The sequence below is a fragment of the Agrobacterium sp. FDAARGOS_525 genome (assembly GCF_003938925.1).
Lineage (GTDB): Bacteria > Pseudomonadota > Alphaproteobacteria > Rhizobiales > Rhizobiaceae > Agrobacterium > Agrobacterium pusense.
On record NZ_RKIU01000004.1, the window covers coordinates 88,149 to 114,746 of the forward strand.

General features: G+C 60.2%; 25 protein-coding genes. 9 read left to right on the forward strand and 16 right to left on the reverse strand.

The genetic code is table 11. The features are described from left to right. Positions 1 to 38: 38 nt before the first annotated feature. The 4 genes from EGT36_RS16970 to EGT36_RS16985 form a co-directional block, all read right to left on the reverse strand. Positions 39 to 641, reverse strand: coding sequence for a hypothetical protein (locus EGT36_RS16970; RefSeq protein WP_125270650.1), 603 nt, complete (start codon positions 639 to 641; stop codon positions 39 to 41). Between the two features lie 39 nt (positions 642 to 680). Further along, the gene (locus tag EGT36_RS16975; protein ID WP_125270651.1) at positions 681 to 998 is read right to left on the reverse strand and encodes a PepSY domain-containing protein; all 318 of its coding nucleotides are present in this window, start codon (positions 996 to 998) and stop codon (positions 681 to 683) included. A gap of 193 nt (positions 999 to 1,191) precedes the next feature. Then, the gene (locus EGT36_RS16980) at positions 1,192 to 1,809 is read right to left on the reverse strand and encodes a flavodoxin family protein (protein ID WP_125271402.1); all 618 of its coding nucleotides are present in this window, start codon (positions 1,807 to 1,809) and stop codon (positions 1,192 to 1,194) included. Between the two features lie 82 nt (positions 1,810 to 1,891). Next, on the reverse strand, positions 1,892 to 2,299 hold the full coding sequence (locus EGT36_RS16985; protein ID WP_034497847.1) for a low affinity iron permease family protein: 408 nt from the start codon (positions 2,297 to 2,299) through the stop codon (positions 1,892 to 1,894). A 245-nt stretch (positions 2,300 to 2,544) separates the two neighbouring features. Here EGT36_RS16985 and EGT36_RS16990 point away from each other — a divergent pair, with 245 nt between their 5' ends. The 7 genes from EGT36_RS16990 (at position 2,545) to EGT36_RS17020 (ending at position 8,529) form a co-directional block, all read left to right on the forward strand. Next, positions 2,545 to 2,748, forward strand: coding sequence for a CsbD family protein (locus EGT36_RS16990; protein ID WP_004444538.1), 204 nt, complete (start codon positions 2,545 to 2,547; stop codon positions 2,746 to 2,748). Positions 2,749 to 2,982: 234 nt separating this feature from the next. Beyond that, positions 2,983 to 4,134 carry an extracellular solute-binding protein gene (locus EGT36_RS16995; RefSeq protein ID WP_034497849.1) on the forward strand — a complete coding sequence of 384 codons (1,152 nt, stop codon included), beginning with the start codon at positions 2,983 to 2,985 and terminating at the stop codon, positions 4,132 to 4,134. 32 nt (positions 4,135 to 4,166) lie between these two features. Next, positions 4,167 to 5,015 carry an ABC transporter permease gene (locus EGT36_RS17000; RefSeq protein ID WP_210274067.1) on the forward strand — a complete coding sequence of 283 codons (849 nt, stop codon included), beginning with the start codon at positions 4,167 to 4,169 and terminating at the stop codon, positions 5,013 to 5,015. Between the two features lies 1 nt (position 5,016). After that, a complete protein-coding gene (locus tag EGT36_RS17005; RefSeq protein WP_004444541.1) occupies positions 5,017 to 5,841 on the forward strand; it encodes an ABC transporter permease in 825 nt (274 codons plus the stop codon). A gap of 9 nt (positions 5,842 to 5,850) precedes the next feature. Continuing rightward, positions 5,851 to 6,885, forward strand: a complete 1,035-nt coding sequence (locus EGT36_RS17010) for an ABC transporter ATP-binding protein (RefSeq protein ID WP_113730674.1) — start codon at positions 5,851 to 5,853, stop codon at positions 6,883 to 6,885. 1 nt (position 6,886) lies between these two features. Then, a complete protein-coding gene (locus EGT36_RS17015; RefSeq protein ID WP_125270652.1) occupies positions 6,887 to 7,723 on the forward strand; it encodes a glycerophosphodiester phosphodiesterase in 837 nt (278 codons plus the stop codon). After that, positions 7,720 to 8,529, forward strand: a complete 810-nt coding sequence (locus tag EGT36_RS17020; RefSeq protein WP_004444544.1) for an inositol monophosphatase family protein — start codon at positions 7,720 to 7,722, stop codon at positions 8,527 to 8,529. Before EGT36_RS17015 ends, EGT36_RS17020 begins: the two co-directional genes overlap by 4 nt. Before the next feature lie 39 nt (positions 8,530 to 8,568). Here EGT36_RS17020 and EGT36_RS17025 read toward each other — a convergent pair whose 3' ends face one another. From EGT36_RS17025 to EGT36_RS17080, 12 genes are all read right to left on the reverse strand, one after another. Beyond that, positions 8,569 to 10,380, reverse strand: a complete 1,812-nt coding sequence (locus EGT36_RS17025; RefSeq protein ID WP_125270653.1) for an ABC transporter ATP-binding protein — start codon at positions 10,378 to 10,380, stop codon at positions 8,569 to 8,571. 4 nt (positions 10,381 to 10,384) lie between these two features. Further along, the gene (locus EGT36_RS17030; RefSeq protein ID WP_125270654.1) at positions 10,385 to 12,169 is read right to left on the reverse strand and encodes a gamma-glutamyltransferase family protein; all 1,785 of its coding nucleotides are present in this window, start codon (positions 12,167 to 12,169) and stop codon (positions 10,385 to 10,387) included. Between the two features lie 21 nt (positions 12,170 to 12,190). After that, positions 12,191 to 13,063 carry an ABC transporter permease gene (locus EGT36_RS17035; protein WP_162699385.1) on the reverse strand — a complete coding sequence of 291 codons (873 nt, stop codon included), beginning with the start codon at positions 13,061 to 13,063 and terminating at the stop codon, positions 12,191 to 12,193. Between the two features lie 12 nt (positions 13,064 to 13,075). After that, positions 13,076 to 14,023 carry an ABC transporter permease gene (locus EGT36_RS17040; protein ID WP_125270655.1) on the reverse strand — a complete coding sequence of 316 codons (948 nt, stop codon included), beginning with the start codon at positions 14,021 to 14,023 and terminating at the stop codon, positions 13,076 to 13,078. A 67-nt stretch (positions 14,024 to 14,090) separates the two neighbouring features. Then, complete coding sequence (locus tag EGT36_RS17045; RefSeq protein ID WP_125270656.1) at positions 14,091 to 15,599, reverse strand: ABC transporter substrate-binding protein; 1,509 nt, start codon at positions 15,597 to 15,599, stop codon at positions 14,091 to 14,093. A 78-nt stretch (positions 15,600 to 15,677) separates the two neighbouring features. Then, positions 15,678 to 16,439, reverse strand: coding sequence for a FadR/GntR family transcriptional regulator (locus EGT36_RS17050; protein WP_034497871.1), 762 nt, complete (start codon positions 16,437 to 16,439; stop codon positions 15,678 to 15,680). A 153-nt stretch (positions 16,440 to 16,592) separates the two neighbouring features. Then, a complete protein-coding gene (locus tag EGT36_RS17055) occupies positions 16,593 to 17,480 on the reverse strand; it encodes an aldose epimerase family protein (RefSeq protein WP_125270657.1) in 888 nt (295 codons plus the stop codon). Beyond that, on the reverse strand, positions 17,467 to 18,654 hold the full coding sequence (locus EGT36_RS17060) for a galactarate dehydratase (protein ID WP_125270658.1): 1,188 nt from the start codon (positions 18,652 to 18,654) through the stop codon (positions 17,467 to 17,469). The genes EGT36_RS17055 and EGT36_RS17060 overlap by 14 nt, the downstream gene beginning before the upstream one ends. 42 nt (positions 18,655 to 18,696) lie before the next feature. Next, complete coding sequence (locus EGT36_RS17065; protein WP_172965661.1) at positions 18,697 to 20,421, reverse strand: ABC transporter ATP-binding protein; 1,725 nt, start codon at positions 20,419 to 20,421, stop codon at positions 18,697 to 18,699. Positions 20,422 to 20,429: 8 nt separating this feature from the next. Then, positions 20,430 to 21,554 carry an ABC transporter permease gene (locus EGT36_RS17070; protein ID WP_004444561.1) on the reverse strand — a complete coding sequence of 375 codons (1,125 nt, stop codon included), beginning with the start codon at positions 21,552 to 21,554 and terminating at the stop codon, positions 20,430 to 20,432. Between the two features lie 9 nt (positions 21,555 to 21,563). Further along, positions 21,564 to 22,550 (reverse strand): ABC transporter permease, encoded by a 987-nt coding sequence (locus EGT36_RS17075; protein ID WP_003521681.1) that lies wholly within the window; start codon positions 22,548 to 22,550, stop codon positions 21,564 to 21,566. Between the two features lie 121 nt (positions 22,551 to 22,671). Then, on the reverse strand, positions 22,672 to 24,621 hold the full coding sequence (locus tag EGT36_RS17080) for an ABC transporter substrate-binding protein (protein WP_125270659.1): 1,950 nt from the start codon (positions 24,619 to 24,621) through the stop codon (positions 22,672 to 22,674). 301 nt (positions 24,622 to 24,922) lie between these two features. On the opposite strand from EGT36_RS17080, the gene EGT36_RS17085 reads away from it, so the two are divergent. Next, complete coding sequence (locus tag EGT36_RS17085; protein WP_003521683.1) at positions 24,923 to 25,642, forward strand: FadR/GntR family transcriptional regulator; 720 nt, start codon at positions 24,923 to 24,925, stop codon at positions 25,640 to 25,642. A 58-nt stretch (positions 25,643 to 25,700) separates the two neighbouring features. Further along, on the forward strand, positions 25,701 to 26,582 hold the full coding sequence (locus EGT36_RS17090; RefSeq protein WP_125270660.1) for an SMP-30/gluconolactonase/LRE family protein: 882 nt from the start codon (positions 25,701 to 25,703) through the stop codon (positions 26,580 to 26,582). Positions 26,583 to 26,598: the final 16 nt, after the last annotated feature.

Sequence of the window (26,598 nt, forward strand, 5' to 3'; positions counted from 1 at the left end):
AGGACGCCACGCCCGGTGGGCGGTGAGGAATGCTCCTGTCAAAGCGCCGAGCGGCGATATCGGTTCCGCTCCTGCTCAACATCTTCAGCGGCGTAGGGCCTCGACGTTTCGTCAAAACGCGTCCAGCCCTCCTGACCATAGGCCGAACGCCGTTCGAAGGGATCGACCCAGTTCGAGCGTCGGAGGATAGCCTCCGCCTCAGGCACAAAATCGTCTTCAACCCGCGCAGTGACGAGAGTTCCGCCTCTGCGCACGCCCTCCGCATAGACATTGGCGTCCTCTTCCGAAACGCCTGAGCGGGTCATGGCTCCGATCAATCCGCCAGTGGCTCCTCCGGCAACAGCACCGCCTGCCGCACCGACGGCGGTGGCGGCCAGCCAGCCAGCGGCGACGACGGGTCCGACACCGGGTATAGCCATCATGCCGAGGCCCGTCAGCAGGCCGCCGGCGCCGCCGACAATGGCCCCGATGCCGGCACCGGTGCCGGCACCTTCAGCGGCTTTGCTGTCCTCGCCGTGGCGTCTGTCTGCGTTACTGGCCACAATGCTGATGTCGCTTGAGGGGATGCCCGCGCGCTCGAGTTCGATGAAGGCGTTACTTGCATCATCATAATCATCAAAAAGTGCAGTTACGGTTCTCATCATGTTTCTCCCAAAAGTCCGTGCGCTTAAGTCCTGCCCTCACCTGGCGACGACGTTGCCCTGGTAATCGAGTGCTATGGCCACGGTTTTTCCGTCTTTCATTCCCGATGCCATCCACACGCCCTTGTCATTCTTGGTGAGGCCTGTGATCCCGGTGTAACCGGACTCCTCCATCCGCTTCTTCGCCTGCACCTCCGTAAAGCTGTTGGCGCCTTCCACCGGAGCCGTCGGGTTTTTCGTGTCCGGCGTCACAACCGCCGGCGTATCACCACCGGGATTGGCTGTCGGAGCCTGCTGGGCAAAGGCCGAAACAGCCCCGGCTCCAACAAACAACACCATGAAAAAAGTCTTCTTCATTTGGGTCTTCCTCCCTTTTCACCATCAGCCATACTTCCCGTCGGAGACGGTGCCTTTCCGGCCCGGGAAAGGCCCCTTCCGAACAAAGCGGAAGGCGGAGAGTTCCAAAAAATAATGAGGGGGGCCGCTTGAACCGTCGCCTCTGCGCGGCGACCGAGGCGATGCCTGTTCACCAACCGGAACAAGACCCGCACTACTGATCGCTGCCGGGATACGGGGAATTCCTGAGAAGAGCCGCCAGGTGCGCGGTATTGCGCACAAGCATGCTGACCATGGTTTTGACGGCATCGGGCGTCTTGTCCAGATCGACGAAATTCGTCGACCCCATCGCTTCCCCGACCCAATAGGCAACAGCATTGGCAGGGATGGTGAAGCCGACGTCATTCAGCGCCTGAAAGAGCTCCGCCGAGACATGGTGGGCGCCGTCTTCATTTCCGACAACCGCGACAGCCGCAACCCGGCCATAAGAAACCATCCGACCCTCATCATCGGTTTCCTCCAGGAATGCATCCATGCGCTCCAGCGCTCTCTTGCAAACGCTCGAAGGTTGGCCAAGCCAGATCGGTGTTCCCATGAGCAGGATATCGGCCTTCAGTATTTTTTCCCGAATGGCCGGCCAGGCATCGCCGTCGCCCTCATCTGAACTGACGCCCGGCTTGATATCGTGATCGACGAGCCTGATCGTCTCGGCCTTGATATCCTGGCTGGCGAATTCCCGTAATATGAGGTCCAGCAGCTTCTCGGTGGAGGATGGTTCCGACGTGGCCGACGGTTTGAGCGTCGCGTTCAGAGCAAGAACGGTGAGTGACATGGTAACTCCTTCTGCCATACGGTCTTTCCAGGGTTTGGAAAATGTTGTGAACAATGATCGGCCATCAATCAGGGGCCGGTGACTAACGCCGGGAAAGCAGACGATCCATGGCGTGATGGGGCGGCGGCTTGTTGCTTTCCCGCCCGTTTTCTTTTTCGAGACGGGTCCGGATCTCCTCGATCTCGTCCTCCGTCAGATGCTCGATGCCGATGAAGTCGGCGCGCGCCTGCTCTACAGCCCGCAGCAACTCGTCCAGTTTCGCCTCCATCGCGGCGGAATCTCTGTTCTGGGAATTCTGTACGAGAAAAATCATCAGGAAGGTGACGATCGTCGTGCCGGTGTTGATGACGAGTTGCCAGACCTCCGAAAAATCAAACAGGGGTCCGCTGATGCCCCAGATGAGGACGGTGGCGAGCGCCACGACAAAGGCGCTGGGCGAACCTGAGAAAGATGCGATACGGCTCGCAAAGCGAGTGAAGAACTTGTTCATGACACGCTGAACCCTGCGGCTCGACACGAAAGCAAAGCCCGGTGAGGACCGTGGCTTTCCAGTGAAGCTAACAATCGAGGGCAATGATTGTTCCGTCATGTAGAAACGCACACGGAAAGGAAATTCCGTACCGCGCTTTATCTTCGCCCAATGTTTCAAGCCCGGGTGCGATGTTCGCGTTTTGCCGGAACCCGATCTGCCTTCGCACATTTACAGGTGCAGACCAAAAACAGTGGGAGGATCCAATGGATTGGAATCGTGTTGAAGGTAACTGGAAGCAGATGAAGGGCAAGGTCAAGGAGCAGTGGGGCAAACTCACCGACGATGACCTTGACGTCATCAACGGCAAGCGCGAACAGCTGGAAGGCAAGATTCAGGAGCGCTATGGTTACGAGAAGGACCGCACCCGAAAAGACATTGACGACTGGTATGGTCGCCAGACCTGGTAACGGAAACCCCGCTTCGGCGGGGTTTTTCTTTATGCTCCGTCGCGAATAAGCGCGATATGAGCGCGCGGCTCCGAGGCGTCGCGGGCGGACTGTCACGAAAGCGTTATGGAAAGACATTAGAACCGCCGCCGGCTGGTCCAAAAATGCACGGCTGTGCAACGACTGGCCTGCGCCTACCAGCCCCTCGGGCAGCGCTCGACAGTTCCACTCGCGCCGACAATATCGGAGACATAGATGAAACGCCGCACCTTTATGATGTCCGCCGCAGGCGCCGCCGCCGGTCTCGCCCTTGCACCGCGCATGAGCTTCGCCGCTGCAGGCACGATCGACTGGTACACCAGTTCGGATACAAACATCCTCGATTTCTGGTCCAACACGATCAAGCCCGCCTTTGAAGCCGCCAATCCTGGCCTGAAGCTCAATCTGGTCGACGCCGGCGACGGCGCCGGTATTATCGCCATCGGCGAGCGCGCCGTTGCCGCGAAGCAGACCGGTACCGATCCGCAGGCCGATTATTTCGAAACGGCCGATCCACTGCTGCCTGCCGGCGCCATCGAAGCCGGTATCTATGTGAACATGGCGAAGGCCGGGCTTTCCAACTATTCGCGTGTCAACCCGCTCGCTATCCAGAGCGAGTACAGCCTGCCCTATCGCGGCAGCCAGGTCCTGCTCGCCTATGACACGAGCAAGCTGAAGCCGGCGGATGCGCCGAAGACATGGGATCAGCTCGTCAGCTGGATCAAGGCCAATCCGGGTCAATTCGTTTACAACCGCCCCGACAAGGGCGGTTCGGGCGGCAATTTTGTTCGTCGCGCCATCCATCAGGCGAACGGCCTTGATCCCAAGGCATTCACTGTCGACAATTACACGCCGGAAGCAGGCGACAAGGCGCTCGGCAAGGCATGGGAACTGCTCAAGGACATCGCACCGTCGCTTTACGACAAGGGCGCCTACTCGTCCGGCAACACCCAGTCGTTGCAGCTTCTTTCCCAAGGCGTCGTCACCATGACCCCGGTCTGGTCCGACCAGGTGCTTCAGGCCATCGACCAGGGCGTTCTGCCGAAGGAAACCGGTCTGGTGCAGCTTCAGGATCTCGCGCTGTGCGGCAATTTTTCGCGTGCCGTCGTACTGGCGAACGGCGCCAATCGCGATGCGGCCCTGAAGCTCGCGAATTTCGTGCTGTCGGAAGAAATCCAGGGGGCAATCCTCACCGAACTTGGCGGCTTCCCCGGCGTTTCCTGGGACTTTGTGCCGGCAGAACTGCGCAAGCGTTTCGCCGACATCATCCCCCAGACTATTCCAACCTTCCCAGCCGGTAAATGGGAAACCGCCATTAATGATGGCTGGTATCGCAACGTCGCTCCCAACGTTGACCGCAAGTCGTGACCGAAGTCGCAGAAGGAGTGGCTCGCCCGCTCATGGACAATACGTCAGGCAGGAGGCCAAGCGGCCTCCTGCTCGTTGCCATACCCGTATTCCTGATGATCTGGCTCGTTATATGGCCAGCGATTAACGCCATCGGCCGCACTGTCTGGCGCATCGACGCGAATGGTGAAACGCGTTTCGACCTTTCCAGCTACGACTTTTTCTTCTCGGACCGCTACAGTCTCGACAATCTTGCCGTGACGTTGTGGACGACGATGGTCTGCGCGATCCTCCTGCTGGTCATCTGCCTGCCGATCGCGCTTTACCTGCGCTTTTCGCAGGGCCGCCTCTCGGCCTACGTGCAGGCGCTGGCCATATTCCCGATGTTCGTGCCCTCCATCATCCTCGCCTTCGCCTTCATCCGCGTTCTCGGTCCGAACGGCATGGTTGACATATTGCTCAACGCCGTCGACCTGCCGAAAATCCGCACGCCCTATCTCACGCCCTGGGGACCCGTCATCGGTCTTGTCTGGGACAATATTCCGCTGACCGTGCTTATCCTGCTCGCGGGGCTTGGAAGCGTTGCCAACCAGTCGGTAGAGGCGGCGCGGGATGTCGGCGCAAACGCGCTGCAGGTTTTCTGTCACATCATCCTGCCACGCATTACCAATTCCATTCTCGTGGCGCTTTCCTTTTCGGTGCTCGGCATTTTTTCCTCCTTCACCCTTCCATATCTTCTCGGACCGGCCTCTCCCGAAATGCTTGGCCCTTTCATGCAGCGCACGCTGCGCGAAGTGCAGGATCCCATCGGCGCCATGACACAGGCCGTCATCGCTTTCGGTTTCTGCATCGCTTTCGGCCTGTTTTATGTGCGTTCGGTCGCGCGCAACCAGGGGAAATGACATGACGACGATGACGCGGGCTCGGGCCCGCATGGACTGGCCCGGCATTTTTTTTGCTACGCTTCTCACCATCGCCATCGTCGGGCCGCTGCTTGTTGTGGGCACATGGGCATTCACCGAGGTCTGGCGTTTCCCCAATGTCATCCCACAACAGTTCGGTTTCCGGTTCTGGGGCCAGACACTGGGCCGCGCTGACGTGTGGAACGCTTTGATGCTGAGCCTGCGGCTGACGACGGTTGTGACGCTGCTTTCGGCGGTGATCTGCCTTCCTGCTGCATACGCCTTCGCGCGTATGAGCTTTCCCGGCCGTAACCTCCTGTTCTTCTCCTTCCTCGCCGGCCACGCCTTCCCGAAATTCGGCCTTCTGGTGGCAATTGCCGCCATTTTCCTGCAGCTCAACCTCATCGGTACCTTCTGGGGCGTCGTTCTCATCCAGCTGGTCGGCACGCTGATGTTCATGATCTGGATTCCCGTGGCGGCCTTCCAGGCCGTCGATCGGCGCATGGAAGAAGCCGCCCGGGATGTCGGCGCCAGCCCGCTCAGGGTCTTCTGGTCAATTACCCTGCCACAGGCGGGACCGACTATTGCCGCCGCCGTTATGCTGAGCTTCGTTGGTACTTTTTATGAGACCGAAGGTGCATGGCTGATCGGGGCGCCCGGCATTCGTACGATGCCGGTTTTGATGATCAGCTACATCAACAATCAGATGGTCATCCAGTATGGTGCAGTTCTGTCCGTCCTGCTCTGGGTGCCGTCCTTCATTGCCCTCATGTTCGCCCGCCGCGTCATCGGAGGCGGCGCATTTGCCCGCGGTTTCGGCGGTTAGGAAATCTACATGTCCGTACTCCACATTCGCCAGGTCACGAAAAGCTTTTCCGGTGGTACCAAGGCAGTCGACAGTTTCTCGCTCGATGTCGCTGATGGCGAACTCGTCTGCCTTCTCGGCCCCTCCGGTTCGGGGAAATCGACATTGCTGCGCATGGTTGGCGGGTTCGAGCAACCGACAGGCGGGCAAATCACCATAGATGGCGAAGACGTCACCCGCCTGCCTCCGGAGCGGCGACCGACCGGCATGGTATTTCAGAGTCACGCGCTCTGGAGCCACATGAATGTGTTCAAAAACCTTGCTTTCGGCCTCAAACTGCGCCGCATGCCGGCTGCCGTGATCAGGGAGAAAGTGGAGGCCGTGCTCGAACTCGTCGGTCTCTCCGGTTATGGCGAGCGAGCCACGAGCCAGCTTTCGGGCGGCCAGCAGCAGCGTGTGGCGCTTGCCCGCTCGCTGGTTCTGGAGCCGAAAATCCTGCTTCTCGACGAGCCCTTCGCTAGTCTCGACCAGCATCTGCGCGAAAGGCTGCGGGAAGAGGTTCGGGATATCCAGCAGCGTCTCGGCATCACCACGCTGTTCGTCACTCACGGTCAGGACGAGGCGCTTTCCATGGCAGACCGCATCGTCGTGATGGCGAATGGCAAGACCGAACAGATCGACCGGCCGAATGTGATCTACCGGGAGCCGCAGACCCCTTTCGTCGCCGGCTTCATCGGCACCATGAACCTGATTGAGGGCACGGTTTCAAATGGGAACTTCATGCGCGCTGGTTTCACCTTTCCGCTTCCCATCTCTGATGGCCCGGCCATTCTCGCCATTCGCCCGGAAGCCATCGATCTGGCGACCTCCGAAACACCGGAGGGGAGTGTGCACCGGGTGACGGATTATGGCACCCATGGCCTTGTCGACCTTGATCTGACCGATGGTACCAGGATCAAATCCATGGTCTCCCATCCGGATATGTTCCGGGCGGGACAGGGGGTACGGATTTCGCCCCGTTCCATCACGGCCTATCGCGACAACCGCCCGATCTACCGGAGCTGACATGACCCATCCGATACTCATCGACCGCAACGGCCACAACACTTGGCTCAAATGGCACCGCGGCCGCCGCCGTGCTTCCGATCCGGTCTTTACGGGGGAGCGTATCATCGAAGCGATGCGGCTCGGTGCAAGCATCGAAGTCGATCTCGTCATTCATGGCGATCACGGTTGCGCCGTTTTGCATGACCGGACGCTGGAGCGGGAAACCACTGGCACCGGCCGGGTACGCGATACATCCGCCGCAACCCTGCGACAGCTTCACCTGCGCGATAATGACGGCCAGCCAATCGCTTCGAAAGTGATGCTGCTCGAAGACCTTTGCGCCCTGCTTGCGGACGACACCGTTCATCCCGACGCCCTGCTACAGCTCGATTTCAAGGAAAACCGGCAGGCGCTTGCCCCACAGGTGGTCGCCGGCTTCGGGATAAGCGTTTCACCCATCGCAAAGTCGGTGATCCTGTCAGGCGGCGATTTCGACGCTATTACCGCGCTGGCTGGCTCGGCCCCCGGCCTTCGCACTGGCTATGACCCCTGCCATCGCGGCACCCTTGCAGAGTTGAAGGCAAGCGGAAACTATCTGGGCTTCATCGAAGACGCACTTGCCACAGCACCCGATGCGGACATGATCTACCTCGCGTACGAGATCGTGCTTGCAGCTGCGGATGCTGGTGTCGATATCATCGCCCCGATCCATGCCGCGGGCCGCCGTGTGGATGCTTGGACGATCAACAGCGTCACGCCGCAATCCACTGATGCAGTCGAGCGGCTCTTGAGGCTGAAGGTGGACCAGATCACCACCGATGACCCGGAAGGGCTCGCAGAGGTTTTCAGAAAATGACAGTCAATTACAGCGCCATCCTCGAGCACATGGTCGCCACCGCCCGCGAAGCCGGCGCATTGACGCTCGACCATTTCCGGCGCTTTCGCGACATCGAGATCGGCGTCAAGGGTCCGGGAGACTTCGTTTCCGACGCCGATAGAGATTCCGAGACGCTGATCCGAAAGCGTCTGCTCGGCCAATATCCCTGGGGACTGACCGGCGAGGAATTTGCGCCTGTGGAAGGAGCCGATCAGGATCATCGCTGGCTGGTCGATCCAATCGACGGCACCACCAATTTCCTCTTCGGCCAACATTACACGATCACCATCGCGCTCAGGCGCGGCGACGAGACCATATGCGGACTGGTCTACAATCCCGTCTCCGACGAAATGTTTACGACGATCAAAGGGGAAGGCGCCTATCTCAACGGCGAGCGCCTGCAGGTCAATGCCAGCACCGATGTTGCCTTGATGTGCGTCGGCACCGGCCTGCCGACGCCCAATCTCCAGCTTTATCCCGGCGCCTATCAGCGCCTCGACGCGATCCGAGCGCCCATCGGCGCGGTCCGTGTTGTCGGCAGCGCCGCCAATTCATGCGCTTACGTGGCCTGCGGCCGGCTGACCGGTTATTATGAGGAAACCGGTTTCGTCGACACCGCAGCCGGCATCCTGCTGGTGCAGGAGGCGGGCGGAATCGTGACTGACTGGTGGGGTCGCGGTCCGGAATTCTACGAAAAGACGGGCACGCTGATCGTCGCCAATCCCGCGACCCATGCTTACCTGATGGAGCACCTGCGAGGCGTCCAGCTCAAGAACCCGGCATAAAGGCTTCTTCTTCGAAGCACTGATACCGCAGCACCCGCCTCAGGCCAACTGCACCAGATGGCCGGGCGATACCGTCCTGTAGTTTCGCGCAGGTGTTTCATATTCCATAGCCCGTATCGGGCTCTTCAGCTCGTCATTGGATATGCCACGCCTTATTCCCCGCCTTGCCGGATCGGGCACTGGCACAGCCGCCATCAGCTTTTTTGTGTAGGGATGCTGCGGATTGTCGAAGACGGCCGCGCGCGGGCCTATCTCGACGATCTCCCCCAAATACATCACCGCGACACGATGGCTGACACGCTCCACCACTGCCATGTCATGCGAGATGAACAGAAAGGCGAGGTTGAGGCTCTGTTGCAGGTCGAGCAGCAGATTGCACACCTGCGCCTTGATCGAGACATCGAGCGCCGACACACTCTCATCGGCGACGATAACCTTCGGATCGAGGGCGAGCGCACGGGCAATGGCGATACGCTGGCGCTGGCCGCCCGAGAATTCATGGGGGTAGCGATTGGCCATGTCGGCTGAAAGCCCGACCTTTTCGAGAAGATCGGCGGTCTTTTCCTTCGCCTGTTTCGTGGTGCCCAATTTATGCTTGATGAAGGGTTCGGAAATTGCCGTACCCACCGTCATGCGCGGATTGAGCGAGGAGAAAGGATCCTGAAAGATCATCTGCACGGATTTGCGCATGTTGCGGAGCCCGACCGTATCGAGACGCATCACATCATAACCATCGAGTGACACATCGCCGGACGACGGCTCAACAAGCCGCATGATCGAGCGGCCGGTGGTGGATTTGCCGCAGCCGGATTCGCCCACAAGCGACAGCGTTTCACGCTGAAAGAGATCGAAGGAGACGTTTTCAACGGCGTGAACCGCACCCGTCTGGCGCGCCAGCAGGCCGGACCGGATGGGAAAACGTGTCACAAGATTCTTCACCGACAGGACCGGCGTCTGACCGCTCGCAACGGTCTCCGCCACCTCCTGAGGCTCAGTCGAAAGACCGGTCTTCATGTCGAGCACGGGAAAACGCGTCGGCCAGTGCCGGTCACGCATCGAGCCGAGCTTCGGCACCGCCGAAAGCAGCGCCCGTGTATAGGGATGCTTGCCGCGTTTGAATATCTCCTCGGTCGGCCCGGTCTCGACCTCGTCGCCGCGATACATCACGATCGTCCGGTCGGCGATTTCGGCCACGACGCCCATGTCATGCGTGATGAAGAGCACCGACATGCCCTCCTCTTCCTGCAGCAGTTTGATCAGGTCGAGGATCTGGCCCTGAATGGTCACGTCGAGCGCCGTCGTCGGCTCGTCGGCGATCAGCAGTTTCGGTCGTGAGGCGAGCGCCATGGCGATCATCACGCGCTGGCGCATGCCGCCTGAAAACTGGTGCGGATACTCGTCGAAACGGCCCGCCGCGTTGGGAATTCGGACCTTTTCCAGAAGCCGCACCGTCTCGGCCCGCGCCTCGTGTTTCGAAAGCCCCTTATGGCGAATGAGAACTTCCGAAATCTGACGGCCGATGGTGAAGATCGGATTGAGCGACGTCATCGGCTCCTGAAAGATCATCGAGATATCGTTGCCGCGTACACCGCGCATTTCCTTTTCGGAAAGCGAAAGCAGATCGCGGCCGTTAAGCAGCACCTCGCCTTCGATCCGGCTGGAGGCCGGGGCAAGCAGGCGCATCAGCGACAGCGACGTCACGGATTTGCCGGAACCGGATTCCCCGACAATGGCGACGGTTTCACCGGGCGCGACATCAAAGGAGACATCACGCACGACACTCTTCCATGCGCCATCGACAAGGAAGGAGGTGGTGAGGTTGCGGACGGAGAGGACTGGATTTGTTTCCATGGTCTCACCGCCCCACCGCATAGGCCTGCATCAACCGCGGTGTTGCGGCGGCGCGCAGCAGGCCGTCCGCATCGCGGCGCGCGGCGGTGAGCCGCCCGACCGACCAGGCATCGGCAACGGTAACCCGGTGGCCACGACGGCGAAGCTCGGCAAGCGTCGCCTCACCCACCGTGCCCTCCACCATGATTTCACCCGGTGAACTGGTGCGCGGATAAAACGAACCCGGAAAATGCGAGGTATGGAACAAGGGCATGTCGATCGACGCCTGCAGGTTCTTGCCGTGGTGGGCATAACGCAGGAAGAAGGGCAGCTGCCACTGGTCCTGCTGGTCGCCACCCGGCGTCCCGAAGACCATGGAAGGCCGGCCCTGATGCAGCGCAAGCGAGGGCGTCAATGTGGTGCGCGGGCGTTTGCCCGGCGCAAGCGAGGTCGGCAGGCCTTCCTTCAGCCAGAACATCTGGGCGCGGGAATTGAGCGCGAAACCGAGGCCGGGCACTATGGGGGATGACTGCAGCCAGCCGCCCGATGGCGTGGTGGAAACCATGTTGCCCCAGCGGTCGATGACATCGATATGCACGGTGTCACCGCGCTTTTCGGTCAGATGCGACATGGTCGGCTCGTAGACGGTGCCCTTGCCGCTCATTTCCGCCAGCATCGCCATTGTCGCGTCCACCTGCTTTTCGTAACCCGGCACGATGCCTGGGCGCAGCTCCAGCGAGGCCTCGCTGCCAATCAGCGCGCGACGTCCGGCATTATAGCCTTCCGACAGGAGATATTCCGTCGGAATCTGCCCGAATTCCGGATCGCCGTAATAGACTTCGCGGTCAGCAAAGGCGAGCTTCATGGCTTCGACGATGGTGTGGATGAAATCGGGACCGGACGGGTCCATGGCTGCGATATCGAAGCCCTTTAGAAGTGCAAGCGATTGCAGCAGAACCGGACCCTGCCCCCAGGCGGGCGTCTTGGCAATCGTCCAGTCGTGGTAATCGAGCGTCTGCGGCGCTTCAACGGTAGCGCTCCACCCGGCCATATCCTGCGCCGTCAGCACACCCTTGTGCCTTGTGCCGCTGGCATCCATCACCTCTGAAGTGCTGACGTAACTGTCGATGGCTTCCGCAACGAAACCCCGGTAGAAGGCATCGCGCGCCGCCTCGATCTGGTTTTCGCGGCCAGAACGCGCTTCAGCTTCAGTGATGATCCGCTGATAGGTCGCCGCCAGAACAGGATTACGAAAATTGGCGTGGGGCTCCGGCGCGGCACCGCCCGGCAGCCATGTTTCGTAGGATGTCGGCCATTCCTTTTCGAAGAAATCGGCGAGCCCCTTGATGGTGGCAGAGACACGCGGCAGCGTTGGATGCCCATGTTCGGCATAATAGATGGCCGGTTCCAGCACGTCGCGCACGCTCATCGTGCCATAGTCGCGCAGCATCAGCATCCAGCCATCGAAGGCGCCGGGAATGACGGTGGCGAGCAGCCCGTCGCCCGGGATGAGTTTCAGACCTTCCGAAGTATAATGTTCAATCGTCGCACCGCTCGGAGCCGGACCCTGGGCACAGATGACCTCCACCTTGTCCTTCTGCTTCGAATAAAACACGGCGGGCATATCACCGCCCGGACCGCACAGATGCGGCTCGACGATCTGCAGCACGAAGCCGGTGGCGACGGCGGCGTCGAAGGCATTGCCGCCCTTCTCTAGGATTGCCATGCCGACCGCCGAGGCGATCCAGTGGGTTGAGGTGACGACGCCGAAGGTGCCAAGGATTTCAGGGCGTGTGGTGAAATCAGTCATTCCGATATTCCTTGTAAAAAATCATGCTTCGCGCGGATCGAGCGCATCGCGCAGGCCATCGCCCAGAAGATTGAAACCGATGACGACGAGGAAGATGGCGATACCGGGCCACATCGTCATCCATGGCGCCTGGCTCAAGAAGTTCTTGGCGGTGTTGAGCATCGAACCCCAGGAAGGCGCGGGCGCCTGCTGGCCAAGTCCGAGGAAGGAAAGGCTCGCCTCCGCGATGATGGCGGTCGCGACCGTTAGCGTCGCCTGCACGATGATGGGGGCAAAGACATTCGGCAGGATGTAGCGGGTCATGATGTCGATGTGGTTGAGGCCGATAGACCTTGCACCCTCGACATAATCCTCCATCTTGACGGCCAGCACCTGCCCGCGCGTCAGCCGCACGAAGATCGGCATGGCGGAGAGGCCGATGGCGATCATCGCATTGGTAAGGCTCGGGCCGAGAAAGGCGGCAAGCGCGATCGCCATGATCAGGAACGGCATGGCGAGCAGCGCTTCGGTAATGCGGGAGATGACCATATCCACCCAGCCGCCGAAATAGCCGGAGATCAACCCGAAGGGGACGCCGATTACCACGGCGATCATGACGGAGACGACGCCGGCCATCAGCGAAGCGCGGGCGCCATAAATCATGCGCGAGAGAATATCGCGGCCGAGATCATCCGTGCCGAGCCAGTGGGCCGCCGACGGCGCCTTGCGGATGGCCGACCAGCTGGTCGCAACCGGATCGGCAATCGGCAGTATCGGCGCGGCAATCGCCAGCACGGCGAAAAACACGACGATGATCAAGCCGGCGAGCGCCGACTTGTTGCGCTTCATTTTTTTCCAGGCGCGGCTTTCCTGCCGCGTCGCCGGTATCGAAAGGTTTTGATCCAGAACGGTCATGATATCAGGGCCTTAGATTGTCGCCCTGAGGCGGGGGTTGAGCAGGACATAGGCAATGTCGGCCAGCAGGTTCATGAGGATGAAACCGACGGCGGTGCAGAGCACGATGCCCTGCACGACGGCATAGTCACGCGTGAACACCGCGTCGACCGTCATCTTGCCGAAACCGGGAATGGTGAAAATCTGCTCCGTCAGAACCGCACCGGCCAGCAGTTCGCCGAAGAGCAGCGCCAAGAGCGTGATAACGGGCAGAAGCGCGTTGCGGAAACTGTGAGACAGGATGATTTCGCGCGGGGAAAGCCCCTTGGCGCGGGCGGTGCGGATGTAATCGGAGCTCAACACCGCCACCATCGCCGAACGTGTATGGCGCATCAGCGTCGCCGCCAGTGCATTGCCCAGCACGAAGGCGGGCATGATCATGGTTTCGATGGAGCGGACAGGGTCTACGAAGATCGATTCGTAACCCGATGCCGGCAGCCAGCCGAGTTTCACCGACACCAGCAGAATGAGCATGATGCCGAGCCAGAAATTCGGGATGGACAGGCCGGAGAGCGCCACGATATTAGCCGTGTAGTCAATCCACGTATTCTTCTTGACGGCGGCCAGAATGCCGATGGGAATGCCGATGATCATGGCAAAAAACATCGCCATGACAGCCAGCTGAATGGTTACCGGCAGCTTCTGGGCAATCAGTTCCAGAACCGGCTGGTTCGTGCGTAGCGAAATGCCGAAATCGCCGGTTACCACGCCGCCCAGCCAGTTGACGTACTGGAGTGGAACCGGGTCGTTAAGACGGTATTTCTCGCGCAGAAACTCAATTGTCGCGGGATCGCGCTCCTCGCCAGCCATCGCCAGGATGGGATCGCCCGGCAAGAGTTTCTGCAGGGAGAAAACGAAGATGGAAATGATCAGAAGCGTCGGGATCGCGACCAGCAGTCGCTTGCCGATATAAACAGGCATGGCATTGCCCCCGTTTTGGTCCGGTCTTGGCGGCCGCACGGCAAGCCGCGCGGCCTATACGAAGTGGTCAGTCCTTGGAAACGCCGAGAAGGCGGATCATGCCGTCAGGCGACGGCGCCCAGCCCTTGACCTTTTTGGAGACGGCATAGGCATAAGGCTGGTGGCCGAGATAGATGATCGGCATGTCATCGTTGAGGATGACGCTTGCGGCGTCGTATTTTTCCTTGCGCACCGCGTCGTCGGTCGAAGCGCGGGCCTCGTTCAGCAGCTTGTCCACTTCAGGATTGCAATATTTCACATCGTTGATGCCGCCCTTGCAGGTGACGAACTGGTGCAGGTTGCCATCGGGATCGATACGTCCCGACCAGTCGGAGCGGCTGAGCTGATAATTGCCGGCGGTCTGTTCGGAAAGAAGCGTGGCAAATTCCGTGGCCTTCAGAGTGACGTTGAAGCCGGCCTCCGCCACCATGGACTGGATGACCTGCATCATCTGCGTCTGCGTTGTGTTGTTGGCGTGCTGAAGCTCGACGTCCAGCGTCTCGTAACCCGCCTCCTTCATCAACTGCTTGGCCTTGTCGATATCACGCGGCGGAACCGGCAGGTTCTGGTTGAACCAGGGGCTTGTGGGCGGATATGCCTGATTGCCGGCCTTGGAGGTGCCTTCAAAAACAATCTGGCCGATCGCTTCGCGATCGATCGCGTAGGAAAAGGCCTGACGCAGGCGCTTGTCCTTGCCGAGCGGATTGTCAGCGCGTGCCCCATTGTTGATGTTGACATACATGGCCATGTAGCCCGGTCCGATGACATCGGCATAGTTCAATTTGGGGTCACTCTTGACGGATTCCGCATCGGAAGCCGAAATGCGCTCGGCGATATCGAGATCGCCGGCACGAAGATTCGCAAGCTTCACCGTGGTGTCGGGGATCGGCAGATAGACGACCTTGTCGACGAGGATTTTGTCTTTGTCCCAATAGTCAGCAAATTTTTCGAGTACGATGCGATCCTGCTGGATGCGCTCGACAAATTTGAACGGTCCGGCGCAGACTGGCTTGGAACCGAAATTAGCGCCCAATTCCTTCGCCGCTTTCGGTGCGACGATCATGCCGGCGCGGTCGGAAAGCTGTGCCAGCAGGGTAACGTCGGGCGTCTTCAGGGTGAATTTGACTTCCAGCGGCCCGGTCGCCTCGACTTTCTCGACAGACGACAACTCGCTCTTGCGGCGAGATTCCGGCAGCGTCATGTTGCGCTCGATGGTGGCGACAACCGCCGCCGCATCAAGTGTTTCGCCATCGTGGAACTTGACGCCATCGCGGATTTTCATGGTCAGAACCTTGCCGCCTTCGGACCAGGCCCATTCGGTGGCAAGCTGCGGCACGATCTTCATGTCCTGCGAGATATCAACCAGCTTGTCGCACATGGCGGTGTAAACGATGCGGCCGACAAAGGTGCGCGATTGCGCGGGGTCGAGCACATCGGCATCGTCATTAAGGCCGATGCGCAATTCGGACGATAGCGCCGGCGAGGCCAGAAATACGCTTGCCAACAGCGCCGCAGTCAATGTCTGGATTTTCTTCATGTTCGTTCCTCTGGTCAGGTTATTTTGACTTTTTGTCATTGGCCGCCCCGTGAGGGGCGGCAGTTATCATCCGTGGCCTCAAGAGGCCTCAGTCATAGAACTAACAGCTTCGGCCGCATTGCCCTTCCCGACGCCTTCCTCCAGGAAGCCGAGAGACGTGGCGCGGATCAGCCTTTCCTGATGCATGAGAAGATGCTGACGCATGGCTTCACCGGCTCTGGCGGGATCACGGTCGGCGATGGCGTCGACAATGGCCATATGCTGTTCGAAAGACGCCCTGCCGTTTGCGCCGCTGCGCCGGGCAAGCTCCCGTATCGACTGCCAGGCATCATCCTGACGCACGCGGTTGATGACATCGAAGATGGACAGGAAAAGTTTGTTGCCAGCGCTCTGGGCAATCTGGCGATGGAGTGAGCCATCCCATAATTCCTTGGCATCGGCATCCGTGCTCTGGCCGGTCTTTTCGACAAGGGCGCGCATACGCTCCACCTCGTCCGGCTTGGCGCGCATGGCCGCGAGCTGCGCCAGCTGCGGCTCGATGCGCAGGCGCACTTCCATGATTTCCATGAAATCCGTCCCGGCGACCAGTTCCGTGACCTGAGCGGACCAATCATCCGGTTTTTCACCCACAAAGGTTCCGGCCCCCTGCCGCCGCCATATGAGGCCTTCGGCTTCCAGAACCTCAAGTGCGCGACGAACCGCACGACGGCCGACATTGAAGGTTTCCGCGAAGGCCCGCTCCGTGGGCAGGCGACGGTCTTTCGCAAGATCCTGCGTCTGAACGTACTCCCGCAACTTCGCAAGCGCGTAGTTGGAGTTGTCGTTGGGGTTCACCGTCACGTCGCACCATTTACCGAACCAATCTTACATTGGTTCATTTGGTGAGAAATTTTCGCCGTCGTCAAGCTTATTTTTAAGCGGCAATAACTGACGCTCAAAATATGGGCATGTGGCGTTTTTGAAGGTGAACGACGGGCGCTGGGCGATTGGGCGCTATAGACGCACCCGCCCCTCCTGAAGATCGATGGAGAGCCTGATGCGCCCCGACAGGCGCTCGCCGGGGCCAACCGTCATCAGACCCTGCCCTTCTCGCTGCGCCTGGGGCAGGCCAAGCGCTCCGGCGGCCATGGAAACGGGCTCAAGACAGAGATAACGTTCCATGCGGTGTACGGCGAGATGGCCGAAAACCGCATCGGCTTCGAGCCGCAGTGAAAACCTGTCGAAGTCGACCTGCGCGCTCGACCAATCGGTGAAATGCAATGTGTATCCCGCTGCGGCGGGAATGGCGGGTTTCGGGCGAGGTGCCGGCGGCTGGCCGGTTGGCACGTTCTGCGCGTCCAGCGGATATTGCAGCTTGGCGTCCGTCCGCGCATCGCAACCGAGCCCGGCCGCCAGATAGGGATGCCAGCCCAGCGACACCGGCGCAGGCAGGTTCGCGCGATTCGTTATCGACAATTCCACGGTCATCCTGTCGTCTTCCAGCAGGAAAGACTGCTCGGCGCGGAAGGAAAGCGGCCACTCTCCGTCAGCCTCGTAGTCCAGTGCCAATGCGACACGATCCGAAGACAGGTCCGAAATCGCCCACGGCCGGCGGTGAGCCGGGCCATGCATGGCGTCAGGCGCAAGCGCCGGATGCGGCAGCAGGTCATGGCGGATACCCGTATGGACGAAGGACCCGCGATAGAGCCGGTTGTGATAGGGAAACAGCGGGTATGCGCCGGCCCTCGGCCAGTTGAACGGCTCGAAATCCTGCTCCGTTATCGGCACCAGAATATCGCCGTAGTCCGCGTGCCACAGATGGGTCATCCTGCCACCCCAGGCAGGGCACAGGCGGGCATAGAGCCGCCCGCAGGCAATCGTAACCGTTTCAGGCGAAGGCATAGGAGCCGTCAGGCCGTTTCGGCACCCGTCTTTGCCAATGAACATAGCCATCTTCCTGCATGGCTTTTTCATCCATCTCGACACCCCAGCCCGGGCGGTCGGGCCTCAGCTCCAGATATCCGTCCTTCGGCAGATAGGGGTCGACGACATAGCGGGTTTCGTCCTCGCGTTTTTCGAGATCGGTGCCGCCATAGACGTAGCATTGCCCTTTCGGCAGCCGGTATTCGAGAATCCGGAAATTCTGCTGGGCAGCGGAAAAATGCACGTTGACGGCGGTGGCGAGCGGTCCCATCGGGTTATGCGGCGCGATGCTGACGAAGTGGGCTTCCGCGAGCGTGGCGATGCGGCGCATCTCCGAAATGCCGCCGACGACGCAGATATCGGGCTGGATGATATCCGCACCCTTTACCTGAAGAAGACGCAGGAACTCATAGCGATTATAAAGGCTTTCACCCGTTGCCAACGTGCAGTTCAGCCCCTGTTTCAGGTCTCCCCATATCTCGATGTTTTCCGGGCGCAAAGGCTCTTCGAAGAACAGCGGATCGTAAGGGGCAAGCGCATTGCCAAGCTGGCGGGCGGCCGCTGGCTCGAAAATCTTGGCATGGGCGTCAAAGGCGATGTCGTAGTCCGGCCGCACCGCTTCGCGAAGCGAACGGAAATACTCGGCGGAACTGCGCACCACCTCACCCCAGCGATGGGCGTGGATATCGAGGCGCCACGGGCTGAGCTTGAAGGCCGTGAAGCCCCAATCCTCGTTGAGACGGTCGAATTCCTCCTTTGCCGCCGGCGCATCCGGAGCGGTGTAGACACCGGCATAGACCTTGATACGGTCGCGCACTTCGCCGCCCAGCAGCTTGTAGACCGGCACGCCCGCCGCCTTGGCCGCTAGGTCCCAGAGGCAATGATCGAGCGCCGAGATCGCCGACAGACCGAGCGCTCCAGGCGGAAAGCGGTTCTGCTGGAGCAGGAGATTATAGAGATACTCCACCCGTGTCGGATCCTGACCGGCGAGGAATCCGTAGAGGTAATCCAGCACCGGCGGCAGGGCGAGATCGGGGCCGTGATTGTAACATTCACCCCAGCCGGTCAAACCGTCATCGGTATCGAGAGCGACGATGACACGGGGGCGGTCCTTGTCGCGGGTGACGAATACCCGCATGCGATCGATTTTCATGCTTCAGTCTTCCTCATGAATTGCAGCGTGCGAGGCCCGGCATCATCGCGCGACGGCCCCGTTCTTGACTTCGGATGGTTCGACGTAGCGGAATCTGCGGGTACGGTCCCGGTCGCGTGGGTCCGGGCGCGGAATGGCGGAAAGAAGCGCCTGCGTATAGGGATGATCCGGCGCGTTGCAGACCTTTTCGGCGTCTCCCACTTCCACCAGCTTGCCGCGATACATCACGCCTACGCGGTCGCACATATAGCGGATGACGCCGATATCATGACTGATGAAGATATAGGCGAGCCCCAGCTCGTCCTGCAGCCGCATCAAAAGATCCAGCACCTGGAACCGCACCGAAACATCGAGCGCCGAGGTCGCCTCATCCGCCACGATGATACGCGGCTTCAGGGTTATGGCGCGGGCGATGCCGATGCGCTGGCGCTGGCCGCCGGAAAAGGCGTGCGGGTAACGTTCACGTCCGGCCGGATCGAGACCCACCTGCTCCATCAGGGCGCAGACACGCTCATCCAACTCCCTGCCCCTGGCAATGCCGTTGACCAGCAGGGGCTCGCCGATGACCTGCGCCACGGTCATGCGCGGATTGAGCGAGCCGAACGGGTCCTGGAAAACCATGCGCAGCTCACGCCGTGCGGCTTTCAGCTCGGCGCCTTCTATCCTGGCCAGATCGACCACGCTGCCATCTGCCCGGCGATAGAGCATCGCGCCGCCGGTTGGATCGTAAAGGCGCATGATGGAGCGGCCCATCGTGGTCTTGCCGGAACCGCTTTCGCCGACGATGCCGAGCGTCTCTCCCGGCAATAGCTTGATCGACACGCCGTCCAGCGCCTTCATCTCGCCGAAATGCATGGAAAGGTCATTCACTTCCAGCACCGGCGCGGCCGTGAGATCGAGCGGAGGTCGCGCGAGCCGGATTTCAGCCTTCTGCTCCAGCTTCAGCACGGAGCCGATCAACATGCGGGTATAGGGGTCCTGCGGATTGTGGAATATCTCATCCACGGTTCCATATTCCTTGGCGACCCCATGGTGCATGACCAGCACGTCGTCGGCAATCTGCGCCACCACACCCATATCGTGTGTGATGAACAGCACCGCCATGCCATGCGCCTTTTGCAGCCGCGATATCAGGTCGAGGATTTCGGCCTGTGTCGTCACATCGAGCGCCGTCGTCGGTTCGTCGGCGATCAGAAGCTGCGGTTTGCAGGCCAGCGCCATGGCGATCATCGCACGCTGGCGCATGCCGCCCGAATATTGGAAGGCGTAGCGATCCAGCGCCTTTTCGGGGTTGGGGATCTCCACCTGCCGCAACAGTTCGATGGCCTCGGCGCGCGCCTCAGCCTTGCTCATCTTGAGATGCAGCCGCAGGACCTCGGTGATCTGGTCACCAACGGTATGTACGGGTGAAAGCGACGACATCGGCTCCTGAAAGATCATCGCGATATCAGCGCCGCGCACCGAGCGGATGGCACGGCTGCGCGGATCGAGCTTTGCCAGATCCAGAGAGGTGCCGTCGGCGCGGTTGAGGATGATCGACCCGGACGCAATGCGACCGGGACTGTCGATGATCTGCAGGATGGAGCGGGCGGTGACGGATTTGCCGGATCCGCTTTCGCCAACGACGCAGAGGGTCTTGCCGGGATCGATTGAGAAAGACAGATCGTTGACGGCCCGGAAAACGCCGTTTCTGACCGGAAATTCAGTGACCAGATTGCGGACTTCAAGCAGCGGTTTGGCTGGCTTCATGGAAAGAATGTCGCTCATCCGGGGCCTCACTTGTTATAGGGGTCGGCTGCGTCGCGCAGGCCGTCGCCGAGCAGATTGAGAGCCATGACGGCAATAACGACAGCCACACCGGGCAGGAACAGCCAGGGTGCGGTTGCAATCGAGCGGATATTCTGCGCCTCGCGAAGCAAAACGCCCCAGGAAATCGTCGGCGGCTGCAGACCTAGACCGAGGAAGGACAGCGATGTTTCCGCAAGGATCATCGCCGGAACCGCAAGCGTGACCGAAGCGATGATATGGCTCGAAAAGCTCGGCAGCATATGGCGGAAGATGATGCGCCCTTCCGGCACGCCATCCAGCCGGGCCGCGGCCACGAACTCTTCGGTCCTGAGCGACAGGAACCGGCCGCGCACGACACGGGCGAGCTGCGCCCAACCGGTCAGGGACAGGATGATGGTGATCATCATATATTGCAGCGTGGCAGGCCAGCCCTGCGGCAGGGCGGCGGCCAGCGCCAGCCAGATGGGAATGGTGGGGAGCGACAGCACGAAGTCGATCACACGCTGCATGACGAAATCGATGCGGCCGCCGTAATAACCGGATATGCCACCGAGAACGACGCCGAGCAGCAGCGAGAAGAACACGCCGACAAGACCGATGGACAGGGAGACCTGCGCGCCCTGCACAACGCGACTGAAGACATCGCGGCCGAGACGATCCGCGCCGAAGAGGAAGAGCGGCCGCGTTTTATCGGTGGACGCCAGCAGATGGAGGTCCGTGGTGAACAGGCCGAACACGGAATATTCGTAACCGCGACCGAAAAGCTGAACCGGAATTTTCTTCGCCGTATCCTCGACGAAGACCGCCGCAAGCGTCTCCGGATTGCGGGTCAGCTTCAGCGGATAATAGTGCAGCCCGAGCGAGAAACCCTCGGTCGTATCGATGAAGTGGACGCGCTGCGGCGGATGGAAGGTGGCGCGGGCATTCTGAAGCACCGGATCGTTGATGGCGAAGAAGCCCGGCACCAGCGCGACGATATACATGGCGATGGTGATGAACAGGGCGGCCATGGCCAGCTTGTGGCGTTTGAACGCCCACCAGATGAGCTGCCACTGCGAAGCGACGGCGGCGCGGTCCTGCCGGGCATTGGTGGTCATGGTGATATCGCTCATGGCGCCCTCCTATTCGAGCCGGATGCGCGGATCGACCAGCGCAAGCAGGATGTCGCTGATCAGCGAACCGATCAGCGTCAGCGCGCAGATCAGCAGCACGAAAGCGCCGGCGAGATACATGTCCTGCGCCATCAGCGACTGCAAAAGCAGCGGCGCGGCCGTCGGCAGATTGAGCACGATGGCGACAACCACGGAGCCCGAAATGAGATTGGGCAGCAGCCATGCGATGGTAGAGATGAAGGGATTGAGCGCAATTCTGAGCGGATATTTCGTCAGCAGCTTGAACTCGGACAATCCCTTCGCCCGCGCGGTGGTCACATAGGGCTTGGGCAATTCATCCAGCATATTGGCGCGCATGACGCGGATGAGGCTTGCGGTGGAAGACACGGCAAGGATGGCGACCGGCAGCCAGATATGGGCCATCAGGTCCATCATCTTGGCGATGCTCCACGAGGCGGTCTCATATTCCGCGGAAAACAGCCCGCCGACATCGGCCCCGAACTCTACCGCCGCGACATACATCAGCACCAGCGCCAGCAGGAACGAGGGTATGGAAAGGCCGAAAAAAGAAAAGGCAGTGAAGAGATAGTCGCCTATCGAATATTTGCGCACGGCGGAGAAGACGCCGATGGGAAGCGCGATGGCCCAGGTTGCAAGAAGGCTTGCGATGGCCAGAACCAGCGTCAGCGCCATGCGCTCCCAGATGAGGCCTGAAACCGGCTGTTGCCACTCGAACGAAATGCCGAAATCGCCGCGACTGACGATGCCCCATATCCATTTCAGATATTGCACTATCATCGGGTCATCGAGGCCGAAACGTTCGCGCAGCTGCGCCGCCGTATTGTGGTCGATGACCTCGTTGGAGGCGGCCAGTGTGGCGATATAGGTCGTCACATAGTCGCCGGGCGGCAGCTGGATCAGGACAAAGGCAAGGAAACTGACGGCAAACAGGGACGGTATCATCCACAGCAGGCGTTTTACGATGAAAAGCAGCATGTCGTTCTCGCAATCACATTGTGCCGCACGCACCGCCTTCCACTCAGGAGACGGGCTGTGGGTGGTCGAAACAACCTGAGAGGCGTCGCCGCGTTGCGGCAGCGACGCCCATGTGGCGTTATCAGCTTGTGAAGGTGAACTGTTGCGGCAGCGCCGGGCCGGGATTGGGCCAGGTCCAGCTGTCGGGTTCCGTTTCCGGCACGTTGCGCAGATTGTTGCGGATGATGCCGAAACCGCCCACCGCAAGGCAGAGGCCGATCGTTTCGAACTCTTCCGCCGCAATGTCGAAGATCTGCTTCATCTTCTCGCCGCGCTTGGCAAGGTCGGCCGTGGAGCGCGCCTCATCGAAAAGCTTGAAGCGCTTTTTCTGGCTTTCTGGCGGCTCCTCGCCCTTCTGGCCATTGGATGTATACCAGAGCGCCCACGGAATGGCGTAACGCGACCCCTGCGGGTGGAAGGCGAAGAAATCGCGCGGGTCGAGCATCGGATCGAGACCGCCGGGACCGGGCCAGACGGCCGCATCATGGGCGTTGTCATCGCCGCGTGTATAATAGAGCGCGCGTTCGATGGTATTGACCTTGATGTCGACGCCGATCTGCGCCCATTGCGCCTTCACCAGCTCCAGCGCATCGACCAGATCGGGATAGAGCGTCGGGATAACATCGATGGAGAAGAAGATCGGCTGGCCGTCGGGACGAAGCCGCATGCCGTTGCCGTTCTTCTTGTCGTAACCGGCCCTGTCGAGAAGCGCGTTCGCCTTGTCGGCGTCATATTCGGTGAATTGCCGCGCCAGCTTTTCGTTGTACCAGGGATGTGTCGGACGTGGCCCGGCCTGATACCCTTCGCTTTGGCCGAAATAAACGATGTCGATGATTTCCTGCCGGTTGAGCGCAATGGACAATGCCTGACGGAAAGACTTGTCTGCAAACATCTTGCGCATTGCCGGGTCTTTGTGGGTGATGTTCAGGTAAATCTGGCACTGCTGCGCGGCAGACGGCACCAAAGTCAGCAGGCGGTAGTCACCCTTTTTCATGTTCTGCGACAGGGTCGGCTTGTTGGCGAGAACGCTGATATGGCGCTCCTGAATGTCGATCTTGCCGGAAATGACGTTCAGCATCAGCGATTCCACATCCTGCGAAATGCCGAAATTGATTTCGTCGATATAGGGTAACTGGTTACCTTCGGTATCCACCTGCCAGAAGTATGGGTTGCGGGTCATGACCACCCGTGTCGCACCGCCGGAGTAAGGCTCCTTCACCACCCATGGATCAAGCGTCGGCTTGTCGACATTCGACCAGCGGGAGGGAATTTCGATATCCCCGCATTTGGCGCGGAACAGTTCGGTCCAGCTGGAGACGCCCGCCGCCTTCACATCGGCATCGAGCGCCGCGTTGTATTTCGGCAGGAACTTGCTGCAATAGTGTTTGGGAAACAGCGTCGGATGCTGGCCGAGCGGCGTGGCGAGGTTTTCGAGATAAAGCGCATTCGGCGCGGCGAATTTGAACTTTACCGTGAAATCGTCGACTTTTTCGACATCGACCGCCTTGCCGGCCACGGAAAGCTGCGCCGGCGTGGCACTGTAAAGCTCCTTGTTCTTGATGCAGTCCTCGATGGCGAACACCACGTCATCTGCGGTGAAGGGGTGGCCGTCCGACCATTTTGCGCCCTCCAGCAAATGGAAGGTGAATTGCGAGGCATCGTCGTTGACCTCCCATTTCACCGCAAGGTTCGGCAGAACCTCGGTGAAATCCATGTTCCAGCGAACAAGGCCCTGATTGCCGACCATGCGCAGGATGCCGTTATGGTCCGACGAACCGCGCAGGCCACGGCGCAATGTGCCGCCATAGGTGCCGATTTTCTCGTGCGGCGTCACCACCATCGGATTTTTCGGCAGGCGTTCGGCCAAGGGCGGCAATTTGCCGTCCTTTACCAGCGCCTCCAGTTCCGGCGCCTGCTTGCCGGCAGCAGCCCGCGCCGAGGCTCCCATGACGGAAAGTGCGGCCACGCCGCCAACACCCGCCATAAAGGTTCGGCGCGTTACGCCCAGTGAAAATGCTTCGCCATCGCGCATCGACAATCCTCCCAAAAAATCACCGGCAGCGAGACGGCTTTCACCGAACCGCGACGGCCCTCCCGGCCAGCCAGCAAGCCGATCCTCCATCGGCAGGGGCAGACCATATGGGCGTTTTCAGATGATTACAAGTATTGACAGATTTTTACATCTTTTTTATCTGTAGGCCGGCTTTCAGGATCAGGCTTGAAGAAAAAATCGGCAGGACAGCCCCCTCGCGCACAAAAACTCCGGTATCTCTGTTGCGATTAAAATGCAGGAAACCCATTAACTTCAGCGATTTGCAACGAAAGGGCTGCTGATGGACAATCACACTGCATCTGCCGCCGCTCGAGGCGAAACTCGGCTGAGCGACATCATCTACGAAAAAATCGTCGGCATGATTTCGGACGGGCGGTTTCCTGTGAACGAGCGACTGCCATCGGAACAGAATCTGGCGTCGCTGTTCGGTGCATCGCGACCGGTTGTGCGGGAAGCGCTGGAGCGGCTTCGGAACGACGAGCTTATCGTTTCGCAAAAGGGATCCGGCTCCTATGTACGTCAGCAGCCGGATTCTTCCGTGTTGCAACAGGTGCCGGTCGGCTCGCTGGCCGACGTGCAGCGTTTTTTTGAGTTCAGGGCCGGATTGGAGGCTTCCGCGGCTGAGCTTGCGGCGCGCAACTGGCAGGCCGCTGACAGGGTGCGGATCGAGCAGGCGATTGCCGCGCTGGAACAATGTCTCGAGCGCAACGATCTCGGTGCTGAGGAAGATTTCGCCCTGCACGAAGCCATCGCGAAGGCGAGCCACAACCAGTTCCACATCACGGTGCGGATCTGGTTCAAGCCGCATTTCGCAATCGGCCAGTCGGTGACACGCAGCCTCAGCCTCAAGCGGACGCCGCAGCATGTGCGCGAAGTCCAGAACGAGCACACGGCAATCGTGGAAGCGATTTTTGCGCGACGGGAGCAGGCTGCGCATGACGCGATGAAAGACCACATATTGAAGGCGCGCGCCCGCATGTTTCAGGGCGTTGGCAGTTAGGCCGCATCCTGCACTGTCGAAAATAGAATCATAAAGGGCGGATGAGGGAGAGGAACCAGTGAGCCAGCCGCATATCATAGAACCGAAGCTCCGTTCCTTGATCGATACCCCGTTGAAGGTCGGCGAATCGCCTGCCTGGGACGAGCGAACCGGCGATCTGTGGTTCGTCGATATTCTCGCGCCCGCCATTTTCCGCCTGCATCCCGGCGGAAAACTCGACAGATACGACATGCCCGCCCAGGTCGGCTGTCTCGGCCTTTGCGACAATGGCTTGATAGTGGCGGGCCTCAGGACCGGCGTGCATCTTCTTAATCCCGCGAGCGGCAAGCTCGATCTTCTCTGCGATCCGGACGGCGGGCGGCCCGACAGCCGCCTCAACGACGGGAAAGTCGGCCCGGACGGCCATTTCTGGGTGGGGACCCGCGATGAGGCCGCGATACAGACGGGCAATGCACGCCTCTATCGCGTTGCCCCGGATGGCGGCATCGAACGCATCATCGATGGCGACATGTTCACTTCGAACGGACTTGCCTGGAGCCCGGACGGCAGACGCATGTACCATTCCGACAGCAGCGGCCTCATGCTTCAGGCGTTCGATTTCGACGCTGCGACCGGCAGGATCGGCCCGGCCGAACGTCTGCACGATTTCGCGCCGGATGAAGGCAGGCCGGACGGTGCGGCGACCGATTGCGAAGGCTGTTACTGGAGCGCCGGCGTTCAGGCGGGACGTCTCAACCGCTTTTCACCGGACGGCGAATTGTTCGAGGTCTACAGGCTGCCGTTCAAGGGGCCGACCATGCCCTGTTTCGGCGGTCCCGCCCTCAAGACGATCTACCTTACAAGTCTCGTCACCGAGACGGACGGAATAACCACAGCAGGTACGGTTGTTGCATTCGATGCCCCGGTCGCCGGCACGCCCGTTCACAAATTCTCCATCTGAAGATGACTTTTGATCT

Excerpts from the sequence above, each read along its gene's own strand:
- EGT36_RS16975 (WP_125270651.1), bottom strand. The coding sequence starts at position 998 with ATGAAGAAGACTTTTTTCATGGTGTTGTTTGTTGGAGCCGGGGCTGTT.
- EGT36_RS17025 (WP_125270653.1), bottom strand. The coding sequence starts at position 10,380 with ATGGAAACAAATCCAGTCCTCTCCGTCCGCAACCTCACCACCTCCTTC.
- EGT36_RS17070 (WP_004444561.1), bottom strand. The coding sequence starts at position 21,554 with ATGAGCGATATCACCATGACCACCAATGCCCGGCAGGACCGCGCCGCC.
- EGT36_RS16985 (WP_034497847.1), bottom strand. The coding sequence starts at position 2,299 with ATGAACAAGTTCTTCACTCGCTTTGCGAGCCGTATCGCATCTTTCTCA.
- EGT36_RS17080 (WP_125270659.1), bottom strand. The coding sequence starts at position 24,621 with ATGCGCGATGGCGAAGCATTTTCACTGGGCGTAACGCGCCGAACCTTT.
- EGT36_RS17085 (WP_003521683.1), top strand. The coding sequence starts at position 24,923 with ATGGACAATCACACTGCATCTGCCGCCGCTCGAGGCGAAACTCGGCTG.
- EGT36_RS17000 (WP_210274067.1), top strand. The coding sequence starts at position 4,167 with ATGGACAATACGTCAGGCAGGAGGCCAAGCGGCCTCCTGCTCGTTGCC.
- EGT36_RS17010 (WP_113730674.1), top strand. The coding sequence starts at position 5,851 with ATGTCCGTACTCCACATTCGCCAGGTCACGAAAAGCTTTTCCGGTGGT.
- EGT36_RS17065 (WP_172965661.1), bottom strand. The coding sequence starts at position 20,421 with ATGAGCGACATTCTTTCCATGAAGCCAGCCAAACCGCTGCTTGAAGTC.
- EGT36_RS16980 (WP_125271402.1), bottom strand. The coding sequence starts at position 1,809 with ATGTCACTCACCGTTCTTGCTCTGAACGCGACGCTCAAACCGTCGGCC.
- EGT36_RS16970 (WP_125270650.1), bottom strand. The coding sequence starts at position 641 with ATGAGAACCGTAACTGCACTTTTTGATGATTATGATGATGCAAGTAAC.
- EGT36_RS17045 (WP_125270656.1), bottom strand. The coding sequence starts at position 15,599 with ATGAAGAAAATCCAGACATTGACTGCGGCGCTGTTGGCAAGCGTATTT.
- EGT36_RS17035 (WP_162699385.1), bottom strand. The coding sequence starts at position 13,063 with ATGACCGTTCTGGATCAAAACCTTTCGATACCGGCGACGCGGCAGGAA.
- EGT36_RS17030 (WP_125270654.1), bottom strand. The coding sequence starts at position 12,169 with ATGACTGATTTCACCACACGCCCTGAAATCCTTGGCACCTTCGGCGTC.
- EGT36_RS17020 (WP_004444544.1), top strand. The coding sequence starts at position 7,720 with ATGACAGTCAATTACAGCGCCATCCTCGAGCACATGGTCGCCACCGCC.
- EGT36_RS16995 (WP_034497849.1), top strand. The coding sequence starts at position 2,983 with ATGAAACGCCGCACCTTTATGATGTCCGCCGCAGGCGCCGCCGCCGGT.
- EGT36_RS17005 (WP_004444541.1), top strand. The coding sequence starts at position 5,017 with ATGACGACGATGACGCGGGCTCGGGCCCGCATGGACTGGCCCGGCATT.
- EGT36_RS17075 (WP_003521681.1), bottom strand. The coding sequence starts at position 22,550 with ATGCTGCTTTTCATCGTAAAACGCCTGCTGTGGATGATACCGTCCCTG.
- EGT36_RS17060 (WP_125270658.1), bottom strand. The coding sequence starts at position 18,654 with ATGAAAATCGATCGCATGCGGGTATTCGTCACCCGCGACAAGGACCGC.
- EGT36_RS17055 (WP_125270657.1), bottom strand. The coding sequence starts at position 17,480 with ATGCCTTCGCCTGAAACGGTTACGATTGCCTGCGGGCGGCTCTATGCC.
- EGT36_RS16990 (WP_004444538.1), top strand. The coding sequence starts at position 2,545 with ATGGATTGGAATCGTGTTGAAGGTAACTGGAAGCAGATGAAGGGCAAG.
- EGT36_RS17040 (WP_125270655.1), bottom strand. The coding sequence starts at position 14,023 with ATGCCTGTTTATATCGGCAAGCGACTGCTGGTCGCGATCCCGACGCTT.
- EGT36_RS17015 (WP_125270652.1), top strand. The coding sequence starts at position 6,887 with ATGACCCATCCGATACTCATCGACCGCAACGGCCACAACACTTGGCTC.